Source organism: Paralcaligenes ginsengisoli, from assembly GCF_054781135.1.
In genome coordinates, this window is sequence record NZ_BAAGUZ010000041.1 from 79643 (window position 1) to 91764 (window position 12122).

A 12122-nucleotide genomic window follows, 5' to 3' on the forward strand; every position below is an offset into this window, starting at 1 on the left:
CTCGCACATGCCCATCCTGCTTGACCGAATCTTCCTGCGCACGGCCGATGAGCTGGTGTTGCAACTGAGCGCCGAAGCCTATCGCGGCTCCAAGGTACAGCTATGGTTGTTCGAAGATCTTCCAAAAAGAGTTTCCGTGCGGGCCGAGCTGGGCGCGCTTGGCGTGCATGCACAGGTATTCAGCGCCTACAAGCCTTTGGTGCATTTTTTTCTCGATGAAATCGACTCTTCCGGATTGACGCACGCTCGCATCGAATATCCACGGCATGCGGCCTGCGCGGAAAATCGATTCCTGTTGGAGGCCTATCCTTTGACCGGCCTGTTCCCCGATGTGGAGATCGAATTCGTGGCTGCACCCGATGTGTCGGAGCAGAGCTGCTATCGGTTGGACCTGCGCTATGCGGATCGCACCGAAGCGCATGAAGTGTTTGCTCCCAACGTCATGCAAACCGATTTTCTGGGAAAGGCCGTATATGCGCCCTCCGCCTGGTTAAAGACAGGCCATTGCGCCGGCGGCACCCCGGTGGCGGCCGAGTATCAGTTGGCTTGCCAGGAGGTGATGAGCGCCGTGATGGGGCACGAATGGGGCAAGACAGAACCTTATTTCAAGCGTTTGACCATCGACATGGTCTTGCCCGGCATTGAGCGCCGCCTGGCGTGCGGCCACGAGCACATGAGTACAAGCGAGGCCATGCACGAGGAAATTTATTTTTCCCTGCTTGAATATTTTCAGCATTATTCAGGCCGCGCCGCGGGTAGCCGGGGCTTGCAGCCGGGGCAGATCGTGCCGCTTGTGCATCTGGATAACGACGGCACACCTCGCATACAGATCTCTTTTGAGGCTGCGGAGCACAATAAGTCTCAGGCGCCGTTCCAGCCGCCAGCGTTGGACACAAGGCAGATTGAAGGCGACGCGCCCGATCTGGCGCAGGTGGACCGGCCCTTGACCATCGCTCAGGTCGAGCGATCGCTGCAGGCCCTTCCTGGGCGGCATTTTGCCGAAGCGTCGCAACAGGGGCGAGCCGTCAACGTAGTGTATCTTGCCGGAGACTTGCCCGCCGTGCTGATCAGCGGCGCGCAGCATGCCAATGAAACGTCCGGAGTGGTGGGCTCCCTGCGCGCCGCCGCTCAGTTGAAAACTCGGCCAGGCGCGCATTTTGCGCTGATGCCGCTCGAGAATCCCGACGGCTATGCCTTGCATCAAGCCCTATGCGTCGAGCATCCGGCACATATGCATCATGCCGCGCGCTATACCGCCCTGGGCGACGATATCGAATATCGCGAACAGGCACCCTGGTACGAGCGCGAGGCGCGGCGGCGCGCTTTGGCCATCAGCGGCGCGCAATTGCATCTGAACCTGCATGGGTATCCGGCGCATGAATGGATTCGGCCATGCACCGGATATCTGCCTCGCGGATTCGAAGCGTGGAGCATACCCAAAGGATTCTTCCTGATTGCGCGTTTCAAGCCGGACTACAAAGAAACGGCTTTAAGCCTGCTGGAGCATCTGACACGTCAATTGTCGGCGGACACGCGCCTGATGAGCTATAACACTGAGCAGTTGCGGCGCTATCAGCGCTATGTGGCCCTGCCGCCGTTTCAGGTTCGGCACGGAATCCCGTATACCGCAAGCGAAGCTCCCGGCCAGGGCCCCGGCATTACGCTGATTACGGAATTTCCAGATGAAACCCTCTGCGGCCCCGGGTTTTCGTTTGCCCATACGGTACAGATGCAAACGGTTTTACTGGCGTCGGAATGGTGGTGGGCGAATGCGCCGAAGCGGCAGGGAGGCGCCTGAGGTTGTCAGTCTTGATTGGCGGCGGTTTTCGTGGTGCTGATGGCAACCGGGTCGCTGGCCGGAAAGCTTTCCGTCAAGGCGTGGTCCAGGGCCGCTTCCCGATGCTTTTCCGATTTGTGACGGATGTTTTCCTGCTGGGGCGCGGGGGTTTTCCGGGTGGGGAATTTGAAGGGTTTGTCCATGGCGCGGCTCCTTGCAAAAATGATGAATCGCCCGGTTGGGAAAAGGGCGCATGACAGATCGCGATGCCATCAGGAATAGTCGGTCCCGATATCTTTTATTTACCAAGCGTATCATATAAGTTGTTGAAAAATAATATATATTACTTATCGAGTCATCTTGAGACCATCGGCTACAGCACCTACCTCATGACACAGCATTCAGACCGGATCCGGCAGATCAGCGCGCCCACGCTTGCTTACTACAATCAGAATGCCGAAGAGTTTCGCGAAGGAACACGCAATCACGATGTTGCCCAGAATATTGCCGCCTTGCTGCGGCATATTGAAGCCCGGCCACCCTTTCGCATCCTGGATTTTGGCTGCGGACCGGGGCGTGACTTACACGCTTTTGCCAGGCTTGGACATGTTCCAATCGGTCTCGACGGCACCGAATCGTTTGCTGTCATGGCGCGTGCCGAGACGGGTTGCGAGGTATGGCAGCAGGATTTTCTGAATCTCGATTTGCCTCGTGATCATTTTGATGGTGTCTTTGCCAACGCCAGCCTGTTCCATGTGCCTGGCGTCGAACTGCCGCGTGTATTGACGCAATTGTGTGCGGCCTTGAAGCCCGGCGGTGTCCTCTTCAGTTCGAACCCACGTGGCCAGGGCGAGGAAGGCTGGCATGGAGGACGCTATGGCGTATATCACGATCTCGACTCCTGGCGTGCCTTTATGGTCGCAGCCGGATTTATCGAGCTCGAGCATTATTATCGCCCTGCGGGGCTACCCCGCGAGCAACAGTCCTGGCTTGCCAGCGTTTGGCGCAAGCCCGCGTCATTTGCTAAGGGTGGGCTAAGTGCTGGCTTGAATAATGACGGCGATTAACCATTTTTTTGAGCCTCGCCTCGATAACCTGAAGAGGCCTTATGATGCGTTCCATGAATTCAATTCTTAACCACACTTGCTTGCATGACCATGATTGAACAAGCTTATATGTACCGACCCTATGATCCGATTACGCGTTTTTTTCATTGGGCGACGGTGTTATTGATTGTCGCCCAGTTTGTCCTGGGCTGGATTATGCCTGACGTGCATCGCGATACTCATCCCGATGGGCTGATCGGATGGCATTTATCGATTGGTGCCGCCTTGGTGTTGGTCGTTGTCTTGCGTGTACTCTGGCGGTTTACGCATCAGCCTCTTCCCGATCATGACGCTTCTTGGCTGCATCTGATTTCGCGCGTCACTCATTTTTTGCTGTACGTAGTGCTCGTTATAACCCCGTTTCTGGGATGGGCCAATGCGTCTTCGCGTGGCTGGTCGATTCGGGCGTTTGGCAGCGTGCCTTTACCGCCGTTGGCGCAACAGGGATCGTCCGTGGGCCATTTCATGGGTGATGTGCATGGCGTGATGGCGTGGGTTCTTTTTGCACTGATTTGCCTGCATGTGCTGGCCGCCATATTCCATCACTTGGTACTCAAGGATGGGACGCTAAAAAAAATGGCGCCATGGTAAACGGCTTGATGCGTGAGCGGTTTTCATGCTGCGCGTGTAATTACCTGTTATTACAGAACTATTTCCAGTAATCAAATTGTTTTCCCGCCGCTTATCCACAATTTGAGTGGATAAGTCAGGCGGGTATTTTTATGGCTGTCGATAGTGCTGTCGGGAAGTGGGTATTTCGCTCTCTGCCATCGAAAATCGCCGGTGTTTGAGTGGAAATTGCAAAGAACTTCCTATTTTGGGCGTTTTGCATCCCTTAGTAATAATTGATTGATCTATAAACGGTTTTCCGACTAATGCCCAGGTTATCAATGATTTTATCCACAGTCGACGGGGATAACTCGGCGCCACGGAGAGCGAGGGATGCACTATTTTCCCTAAAAGCCCAAAACACTAAACCTTAGGCAAGGCGGCAGCAGACACAATGATCGAGATGGGTTGAGTGATGATTCAGCCCTTGCTGATTTCGTCGATAATTTCTTATGCGACCCGTTATGCCTGTTCTAAGGAAGTGGTATCGCACCTCGGAGCGGGAAAGATTCACCGCCCTACTTATGCCGATTGCAGGCCTTTGATTACCTCAGCGGTAATCTCAAGAAAACGTTGGGTCACGGCCGACAGAATACGATTTTTCTGAGTAACCAGGCTTAATTTGGTCTCGAGCAGTGGTTGTTTGATTTCGACTAGTTTCGGCAGACCTGGCAATTTGAGCCCGCCAAAGCTCTTAGGAGCGAACGCAATACCTAAACCTTTCTCGACCATCAATAGCATGGGCAGAGTCTCTGTTCCCCAGTACACCACATTGGGGGAGAAACCGCAGAGTTGGCATGACTCGATAAGCAGATTGCTGATGCCTTGCCCTTGAGTGGGGCTATGCATCAAAAATCGTTCGTTTTTCAGGTCGGTGAGCGAAACGCGGTGATTTTTCAACAAGCGATGGCTCTTGGGTAAGGCCAGCAGCAAGGGTTCGGAATACAGAGTCATGGTCTGGAGATCTTCGGTTTTGTATGAAGTTCGAAAAATACCTATATCGATCTGGCGATTTCGCAGTCGCTCCAGCATATGAGCCGTTTCGCCTTCGTGGACTTGTACCGAAATATCCAGTTGCCTGGCCCGCAGTTCTTCCATGACTTTCGGAATAATAAATAAGCTGGCCGCGGTGGAACAGCCAACTGTTACCGTGCCCCGGAGGCCTTTGCTGCTTTCCGCCACTTCCTGGGCCAGCGCCTGCATCGAGGCGAGCAGTTCCTTGGCTCTTCTGTAAAAAATCTGGCCAGTATCGCTAAGGATCAGACGATTGTTAATGCGCTCGAACAGCGTGGCTTCCAACTCATCTTCCAGCTTGCGGATCAGAATGCTTAACGGAGGTTGAGTCATGTGCAACTTGATTGCTGCTTTGGACAGATTGCCTGTTTCAACGACCGTTACGAAACATCGCAAGCGATGTTCATCCATCGATGTCTTCATTTATAACTATATAAATAATATATGGAAATTAGATTAATTATATATTAGACGCGAGAGTTTTGTGTTCCTATACTTCCTGACCCAGATGTAGGTCAGCGCATTGACCTGGCCTACAACTTTGCACGGCACCGGCTTTTTTCGAGTCTGGGTGCGGGTGTGTATCGGTAAATCTAGAAAGAAGCGTCAATTCGTGGAATTAAGGAAGACAGGAGCAATTCAGTGAAATATGTAAAACAGTTGTTGGGCATGTTCGTGGCCGCCAGCATGGCCGTGGCATTACCGGTTTTTACCGCACAAGCGGGGCAGCAGTGGCCGGCCAAGCCATTCAAAGTGGTGGTTCCTTATCCTGCAGGTGGTTCGGCTGATATTATTGGTCGCCTGATTGCCAAGAAATTAAGCGAAAAATTTGATCAGCACGCCATCGTTGATAACCTGTCGGGGGGAGCCACGGTACCAGGTGCGTTGGCTGTGTTAAGAGAACCGGCCGATGGCTACACCCTGTTCATGGCCAGCGATAACACGCTGAACATCAATACGCATTTGATGAAGAAGCTCCCGTATGACGGCGACAAAGATTTCACTCCGATCACTGTTGTCAATACCTATCCGCATTGGTTGATTGTGAGCGCCACCAGTCGTTATAAGAACTTCAGCGATTTCAAGCACTACATTGAAATGCATCCGAATAAAGTTTCGATCAGCGTCAACACAATCGGCGGGGCTGCATACCTGGCTTTGTCCAATTGGCGCCAAGAGAATCATCTGAATTTTGAAATAATTCCTTATCGTGGTTCGCCTCCGGCCGTATCGGATCTTATCGGGGGTCAGACGGATGCCCATGTGGATGTTGTGGGCTCGTCGATTTCCTACGTAAAAGGCGGAAAAGTCAGGCCGATCGCGGTATTGCAGTCTACGCCTCTAAAAGAGTTTCCTGATGCTGAAACTCAGAATTATGACGATCCCAAGGCCCTGACCGTACGTTCCAATTTGTCCGTCGTGGTGAAAAAAGGTACGCCCAAGGAAGTGATAGACAAGTTATATGCGGCAATCAAAGCAGGGGTGCAAGAGCCAGATTTTGTACAGGCTTTGGATTTATTCAAATATGCACCTGTACTCACACCTCCCGAACAGGCTGCGCAGTTTCTGAAGGATGAAACCGTGCGCTATGGAAAATTGGTTCAGGCCTCGGGCTTGCAAAAACAATAGATTGGCATTCCCAGGAGTTTTTCATGAAAGTGGTTGTTGCTCTGGTTCGACATGAAACCAATACTTTTTCACCCCTGCATACTGAACTTAGTTCTTTTTGCCGAGGGACAGGTGGCGACGGCCCCGCTTATGCAGAACAGGCTCGGCAAGCTTGTCTCAATACCAATAGTGCGGCAGCCGCCTATATGGATTTGGCTGATCGGCTTGGGGCGGATGTGGATTTTTCCATCTCGGCCAATGCGGTACCTAGCGGTACAGTGACCCGACACGCGTTCGATTCAATCGCCGACACGATTGTCGCGTCGGTGCGAAAGGGTTGCGATGTGGTCATGCTTGATCTTCATGGCGCGATGGTAGCCGAAGGCTATGCGGATGCAGAAGGAGAGCTGCTGAAGCGGATACGGGCGGTTCTGCCTGATGGTGTTCCAATTGTAGTGGCGCTCGATTTTCACGCTAACTTTAGTCCCGAACTGATTCACAATTCGACGATCATTACCGGCTATTGCACGTACCCCCATATCGATGTTTACAAGACCGGGGAGCGCGCAGGAAAGACTTTGGAATCCTTGCTGAAGAAGGAGGTCGATCCGGTCATTTTGTGGCGCCGTTTGCCGATGCTGACTCATATGCTCAAGCAGACTCCGTCTATGCAACCCATGAAAGACATCATGGATAAGGCCATGGCCGCCGAAGCACAAGGACAGGTTCTGAATGCATCCGTTTTTGGCGGCTTCCCTCTTGCCGATATTCCTCACGTGGGTTTGTCGGTGGTTCTTGTCGTGGATAGGGAAAAGCAGCAGGACGGACAGTTATTGCTGGATGAGCTATGCGAACTTGCGTGGCAGCGGCGGGAGGAGTTCATTTTTCCAATCGAGCCTTTGGCAGAGTCGATTGCCAGAGCGAAACAATTTTCAGAGGGCCCTGTTGTACTGGTTGATCACGGCGACAATTGCGGGGCGGGCGGTCCGACGGATGTGATGGCTGTGCTGCGTGAAGTCATGCGCCAGGGATTGACGGATGTGGTGGCTGGCCCGTTCTGGGATCCCGTTGCCGTAGATCAGTTGATCCAGGCGGGCGTGGGAGCGGAATTGACGCTGGATATCGGTGGTAAGACCGATATGCCTGCTTTGGGATTGAAGGGCGAGCCGTTACGCGTCACGGGTAAAGTCGTTAAGATTACCGACGGCACGTACACCGTGACTGGGCCGATGTTTACCGGCATGCGGCTCAGCATAGGGAAAACGGCAATCATCGATACGGGTGGCGTGCTGATCTTCGTATGCGAAAAACCCCAAGAGCCCTACGATACCGGTTTGTTTACCCATGCCGGAGTCGATCCTGCCACGAAAAAATATGTGCTGATCAAATCGCGCCAACATTTCCGCGCCGGGTTTGAGCCTCTAGCCAAGCATATCGTTTTGATAGCAGGGCCAGGCGTGTGCAGTTCCGATTATTCGCTATTTCCGTTTCAGCATCTTGCCAGGCCCATCTACCCGCTGGATGAGGACATCCAGTTGGAACAGAGTACGGAAACGTTTTAGGCTTTGCTAATTTCGAGTTTGCGGCGCGCAAAAGTCTCGTCTCATTCGAGGCAGGATTTGGCCGTGTTCAGGCCGGTGCGCGCCGCCGCGTCATTTTGTTTTGGCTCAAGTATAGGTACTATCGATGGTTTAGCACTTTGTTAGTGGATTTCTATCGTGAACAGCCTGCACCAATTTTTTCTGTGGATCCCCAGTTTTGCGGATTTTGGCCTGAACCTGCTTACTGCTCTGGTCATACTGATTGCGGGGTGGACAATTGCGACCCTGGTGGGCAAGGCAGTACGCTCCGCAGCGGCCAGATCGTCCAAAGTCGACCCCACAATAGTGCCCATGCTCCGTTCGATCGTGGAGTGGTCCATTCGTGGTTTTACCCTGATAGCTGTACTAGCCCGGTTCGGGGTGCAAACGGCCAGTATTATTGCCGTGCTGGGTGCTGCCGGACTGGCTATCGGCCTGGCTTTGCAGGGAACATTGCAAAACATCGCTGCGGGGATCATGCTTTTGGCTTTGCGGCCGCTGCGTGCCGGAGAGTACATTTCGGTCGTGGGCAAGGCCGATGGCACTGTTGAAGAGGTGGGGCTGTTCCTGACGCGTATTGTGCAAGTGGACGGCATACATCTTACGTTGCCCAACAGCCTGGTTTGGGGCAATCCCATCCTGAATTTCAGCCGCAACGCTACGCGCCGCCTCGATCTGCAGGTGGCGGTGAGCTATGGCGACGATCTCGATCTGGCCATGGAAAAGTTGCGTACGCTGGTGGAACATCACGAGCTGGCTTTGCAGACGCCCAAACCGCAAGTCATGGTCAACGAATACCGCGATAGCGCGGTGATGATCAATATCCGTGTCTGGGCTGAAAGCAGCCGGTATTGGGATCTGAATTTCGACTTGTATCAAGCGGCACGCAAGACGCTCGAACAGGCCGGCCTGCGTTTGCCCATACCGATCCGTGAAGTGCGGACTTTGAATGGCGCGGATCAGGCCGCGTGAACCCGGTGCGAGATTTCCTGTAGCTCGGCCTGTATCAGGGCGGCGATTTCGCGTTGCCGCTGCGCCGGCATGCGTTCGGTGATGGCGGTGACGCTGATGGCCAGGTAGGGGTTCTTCTGTTTGTCCAGCAAGGCGCATCCTACTCCCAGCGCGCCACGCACCGCGTGGTTTCCCACGACCGAATAGCCTCGCGTGCGTGTGTTTTCGACCAGACGCCGCATTTCGCGCGCCGTCATGCCGCCATACAATTCGATTTGATCGCTGTTGCGAACAATGATTTGTTCAATACGGGCGTCGGGCAGGGCCGCCAGCAAGGCCATGCCGCCCGATCCCACACCCAGGGGCTGGCGTTTGCCGGCATAGGTGGCCAGTATCTGCACAGGGTAGGGGCCGATCTCCCGCCACAGGCTGAGCGACTCATGGTCGTCCTGCACCACCAGGAAGACCGCGTCGCCGGTGGCCTGGGCCAGCTTTTGCATGGATGGGCGCGCCAACCCGATGCGCGGATCTTGCACGGCCGGCACGGCGGCCGGCTCGCCCAGATTGGATGCAAACCGCTTTGTGTTGCCCACGCCCTTGACCAGTTCGCTTTCGATCAGTGCCGCAAGCAGGCGATAAATGGTGGGCCGCTGCAGACCGGTTGCGCGTGCCAGAGCGGTTACACTCAGGCCGGTATGCCCGTGCGCTCGCAGTGCGGCCAGCACCTTCAGGCCGCGCCGCAGAGTCCGCGGTCCGGCGGCGCTGGCTTCGGTGTCTTTATCGTAGTCGGACATGTCTGTATGGGCTCAAGTGTCCGCAGGGCGTACAGGTGGTTTTTAAAAAAACCGATTTTATCGGAAAATCTTTGTCTAATTATAAAACTGTCCAGCTCATGGACATTTAATCCTGGAGAGGAAAGTGTCAATACACACGAAATTATCTATCGCCATCAAGGCGCTTGCGGCAACAGCGGCGATTTCCGGCGTGCTTGGTTTTTCGGCCACGGCGTCCGCAGCCTATCCCGACCATCCGATCCGCATGGTCGTCGGTTTTTCGGCCGGCGGCACGACCGACGTGGTCGCGCGCATCCTGGCCAAGGAAGTCAGCACCGAGCTGGGGCAGTCGATTGTGGTGGAAAATCGCCCCGGCGCAGGCAGCAATATAGGCGCCGAGATCGTTGCGCGCGCCAAACCCGATGGCTATACCCTGTACATGGTCGCTGTCACGAGTGCGATCAATCAAACCCTGTACAAGAATATCAAATTCAATCTGCTCAAGGACTTCGCTCCGATTGCGCTGGCGGTCAAGGTGCCTAATATATTGGTCGTCAACCCCAAGCTGCCGGTGCATAGCGTCAAAGAGCTTGTCGAGTACGCCAAGGCCCACCCGGGTACATTGAACTTTGCCTCCTCGGGCAGCGGTACTTCGATCCATATGGCGGGCGAGCTGTTCAAGCAAGTGGCCGGGGTCGATATATTGCACGTTCCCTACAAGGGCAGCGCGCCGGCCGAAACCGATTTGATGGGCGGCCAGGTGCAGCTGATGTTCGACAATATGCCCGCGGCATGGCCACACGTCCAGGCCGGCAAGTTGCGTGCCCTGGCGGTAACCACCGCAGAACGTTCCAAGACGGCGCCCGACCTGCCCACCATGCGGGAATCCGGCTTTCCCTCATTCGATGTGTCGTCATGGTTTGGCGTGATCGCTCCGGCCGGCACGCCGGCTGATGTCGTCAACAAACTTAATGGAGCGATTGAAAAAGCCTTGCTCAAGCCTGATGTCCAGGCTCGTTTCAAGGATCTGGGCGCTGTGTCGGTCCAGACGACTCCGGCCGAGTTCGGCGAATTCATGCAGTCCGAAGTCACCAACTGGGCCAAGGTCGTGAAGGCGTCCGGCGCGACGGTGGATTGATTCCTTGTCAGCGTCAGCCATCGGCGTTTGCCGATGGCTGAATCCCTTTGTTTTTCAGTTGTTTCCCGATTTTTGATGTTTTCCCACGCGAGCGTGAGTGCAGCATGATTTCGAAAATATTTTCCAGTGTCCGAGAGGCGGTTGCCGATATGCCTGACGGTTCGACCGTCATGGTGGGCGGGTTTGGCATGGCCGGCCAGCCTCTGGAACTGATTGATGCCTTGCTGGAGCAAGGCGCCAAGGATCTGGTCATTATCAATAACAACGCCGGCAATGGCGATACGGGCCTGGCTGCCTTGCTGGCGGCGGGCCAGGTACGGAAGATTATCTGTTCATTTCCGCGCCAGACCGATTCATATGTTTTCGATGGCTTGTACCGGGCCGGCAAGCTGGAGCTCGAACTGGTGCCGCAAGGGAATCTGGCCGAACGCATACGCGCGGCGGGGGCGGGCATAGGTGGATTCTATACGCCTACAGGCGTTGGTACCTTAATTGCCGAGGGCAAGGAAGTGCGGCATATCGACGGCCGCGACTACATGCTCGAGTATCCCTTGCATGCCGATTACGCCTTTATCAAGGCCTTGCGTGCCGATCGCTGGGGCAATCTGGTCTATCGCAAAACGGCCCGCAATTTCGGGCCCATCATGGCGACGGCGGCCCGTGTAACCGTGGCCCAGGTCAGTGAAATCGTCGAGCTGGGCGAGCTCGATCCCGAAACCGTTGTGACTCCAGGCCTGTTTGTGCAGCGCGTGGTCGCTGTCTAGGAGGCTGAAATGAAACGTTTGAATCGTGAACAAATGGCGGCGCGGGTTGCACAAGACATACCCGAAGGCAGTGTTGTCAATTTAGGTATAGGTTTGCCGACCAAAGTGGCGAATTATCTGCCGGCGGATCGCGAAATCATGCTCCACAGCGAAAACGGAGTCATAGGCATGGGCCCGGCGCCGGCGCCGGGCAGCGAAGACCCCGATTTGATCAATGCTGGGAAGCAGCCGGTAACACTGCTTCCGGGCGGAGCTTTTTTTCATCATGCCGACTCGTTCGGGATGATGCGCGGCGGTCATCTGGATATCTGCGTGCTGGGTGCTTTCCAGGTGTCGAAAACCGGCGATCTGGCCAATTGGCATACCGGCGAGCCCGATGCCATTCCGGCTGTCGGCGGTGCCATGGACTTGGCCATGGGCGCCAAGTCGGTCTATGTCCTTATGGAATTGCTGACGCGCGAGGGCCAGAGCAAGCTGGTCGATCGCTGCAGCTATCCCCTGACCGGCGTAGCCTGCGTGTCGCGCGTCTATACCGATGTGGCCGTGTTCGAGTTCAGGAACGGCCAGGTGATTCTGCTGGACGATCTGGCGGGCATAGGGCTGGACGAACTGTGCCGCCTGACAGGCCTGGACATTGTCGCAAACTAGCGTGTTTTTGGTTTAAGTGCTTACAGCCGCTGATTGTGTTTCAGCGGCTGTTGTTTTGAGCCGTTCAGGTTTTGGTTATTACTTTGGACGAGTAGTTCTATAAAGACGCCGCAGGGTGGGCGGTGCTGTGCAGTCCGGCACGTCCAGCGGTCGG

General features: G+C 55.0%; 12 protein-coding genes. 9 read left to right on the forward strand and 3 right to left on the reverse strand.

What is annotated here, in order from left to right; genetic code table 11:
- Window positions 1-7 precede the first annotated feature (7 nt).
- The gene (locus ACYVIS_RS19420) at window positions 8-1798 is read left to right on the forward strand and encodes a M14 family metallopeptidase (protein ID WP_232743942.1); all 1791 of its coding nucleotides are present in this window, start codon (window positions 8-10) and stop codon (window positions 1796-1798) included.
- A gap of 5 nt (window positions 1799-1803) precedes the next feature.
- Here ACYVIS_RS19420 and ACYVIS_RS19425 read toward each other — a convergent pair whose 3' ends face one another.
- Window positions 1804-1980 carry a hypothetical protein gene (locus ACYVIS_RS19425; protein ID WP_232743941.1) on the reverse strand — a complete coding sequence of 59 codons (177 nt, stop codon included), beginning with the start codon at window positions 1978-1980 and terminating at the stop codon, window positions 1804-1806.
- Window positions 1981-2166: 186 nt separating this feature from the next.
- Between ACYVIS_RS19425 and ACYVIS_RS19430 the strand changes: the two genes are divergently transcribed.
- Window positions 2167-2844 (forward strand): class I SAM-dependent methyltransferase, encoded by a 678-nt coding sequence (locus ACYVIS_RS19430; RefSeq protein ID WP_232743940.1) that lies wholly within the window; start codon window positions 2167-2169, stop codon window positions 2842-2844.
- 90 nt (window positions 2845-2934) lie between these two features.
- Window positions 2935-3474, forward strand: a complete 540-nt coding sequence (locus tag ACYVIS_RS19435) for a cytochrome b (RefSeq protein WP_370635968.1) — start codon at window positions 2935-2937, stop codon at window positions 3472-3474.
- Window positions 3475-4014: 540 nt separating this feature from the next.
- Here the strand turns inward: ACYVIS_RS19435 and ACYVIS_RS19440 are convergent.
- Window positions 4015-4917 (reverse strand): LysR family transcriptional regulator, encoded by a 903-nt coding sequence (locus ACYVIS_RS19440; RefSeq protein ID WP_232743938.1) that lies wholly within the window; start codon window positions 4915-4917, stop codon window positions 4015-4017.
- Window positions 4918-5175: 258 nt separating this feature from the next.
- On the opposite strand from ACYVIS_RS19440, the gene ACYVIS_RS19445 reads away from it, so the two are divergent.
- The 3 genes from ACYVIS_RS19445 to ACYVIS_RS19455 all read left to right on the forward strand — a co-directional run bounded on the left by ACYVIS_RS19445 (window position 5176) and on the right by ACYVIS_RS19455 (window position 8666).
- Window positions 5176-6135: a Bug family tripartite tricarboxylate transporter substrate binding protein gene (locus tag ACYVIS_RS19445; protein WP_370635999.1), complete on the forward strand. Its 960-nt coding sequence runs from the start codon at window positions 5176-5178 to the stop codon at window positions 6133-6135.
- A 23-nt stretch (window positions 6136-6158) separates the two neighbouring features.
- Window positions 6159-7676, forward strand: a complete 1518-nt coding sequence (locus ACYVIS_RS19450; RefSeq protein ID WP_232743936.1) for a M81 family metallopeptidase — start codon at window positions 6159-6161, stop codon at window positions 7674-7676.
- A 153-nt stretch (window positions 7677-7829) separates the two neighbouring features.
- Complete coding sequence (locus ACYVIS_RS19455) at window positions 7830-8666, forward strand: mechanosensitive ion channel family protein (RefSeq protein ID WP_232744602.1); 837 nt, start codon at window positions 7830-7832, stop codon at window positions 8664-8666.
- Here the strand turns inward: ACYVIS_RS19455 and ACYVIS_RS19460 are convergent.
- Complete coding sequence (locus tag ACYVIS_RS19460) at window positions 8654-9439, reverse strand: IclR family transcriptional regulator (RefSeq protein WP_460874833.1); 786 nt, start codon at window positions 9437-9439, stop codon at window positions 8654-8656. The genes ACYVIS_RS19455 and ACYVIS_RS19460 overlap by 13 nt on opposite strands.
- A 148-nt stretch (window positions 9440-9587) precedes the next feature.
- Here ACYVIS_RS19460 and ACYVIS_RS19465 point away from each other — a divergent pair, with 148 nt between their 5' ends.
- The 3 genes from ACYVIS_RS19465 (at window position 9588) to ACYVIS_RS19475 (ending at window position 11968) form a co-directional block, all read left to right on the forward strand.
- Window positions 9588-10556 carry a Bug family tripartite tricarboxylate transporter substrate binding protein gene (locus tag ACYVIS_RS19465; RefSeq protein WP_370635998.1) on the forward strand — a complete coding sequence of 323 codons (969 nt, stop codon included), beginning with the start codon at window positions 9588-9590 and terminating at the stop codon, window positions 10554-10556.
- Between the two features lie 104 nt (window positions 10557-10660).
- Entirely contained in the window at window positions 10661-11320 is a 660-nt protein-coding gene (locus ACYVIS_RS19470; RefSeq protein ID WP_232743934.1) for a 3-oxoacid CoA-transferase subunit A, read from the forward strand.
- Between the two features lie 9 nt (window positions 11321-11329).
- Window positions 11330-11968 carry a 3-oxoacid CoA-transferase subunit B gene (locus ACYVIS_RS19475; RefSeq protein WP_460874834.1) on the forward strand — a complete coding sequence of 213 codons (639 nt, stop codon included), beginning with the start codon at window positions 11330-11332 and terminating at the stop codon, window positions 11966-11968.
- Window positions 11969-12122: the final 154 nt, after the last annotated feature.

What these genes read in the sequence shown, in the direction of transcription:
- ACYVIS_RS19440 (WP_232743938.1), bottom strand. Translation starts at nt 4,917, where the DNA reads ATGGATGAACATCGCTTGCGATGTTTCGTAACGGTCGTTGAAACAGGC.
- ACYVIS_RS19450 (WP_232743936.1), top strand. Translation starts at nt 6,159, where the DNA reads ATGAAAGTGGTTGTTGCTCTGGTTCGACATGAAACCAATACTTTTTCA.
- ACYVIS_RS19475 (WP_460874834.1), top strand. Translation starts at nt 11,330, where the DNA reads ATGAAACGTTTGAATCGTGAACAAATGGCGGCGCGGGTTGCACAAGAC.
- ACYVIS_RS19420 (WP_232743942.1), top strand. Translation starts at nt 8, where the DNA reads ATGCCCATCCTGCTTGACCGAATCTTCCTGCGCACGGCCGATGAGCTG.
- ACYVIS_RS19425 (WP_232743941.1), bottom strand. Translation starts at nt 1,980, where the DNA reads ATGGACAAACCCTTCAAATTCCCCACCCGGAAAACCCCCGCGCCCCAG.
- ACYVIS_RS19445 (WP_370635999.1), top strand. Translation starts at nt 5,176, where the DNA reads ATGTTCGTGGCCGCCAGCATGGCCGTGGCATTACCGGTTTTTACCGCA.
- ACYVIS_RS19435 (WP_370635968.1), top strand. Translation starts at nt 2,935, where the DNA reads ATGATTGAACAAGCTTATATGTACCGACCCTATGATCCGATTACGCGT.
- ACYVIS_RS19470 (WP_232743934.1), top strand. Translation starts at nt 10,661, where the DNA reads ATGATTTCGAAAATATTTTCCAGTGTCCGAGAGGCGGTTGCCGATATG.
- ACYVIS_RS19460 (WP_460874833.1), bottom strand. Translation starts at nt 9,439, where the DNA reads ATGTCCGACTACGATAAAGACACCGAAGCCAGCGCCGCCGGACCGCGG.
- ACYVIS_RS19430 (WP_232743940.1), top strand. Translation starts at nt 2,167, where the DNA reads ATGACACAGCATTCAGACCGGATCCGGCAGATCAGCGCGCCCACGCTT.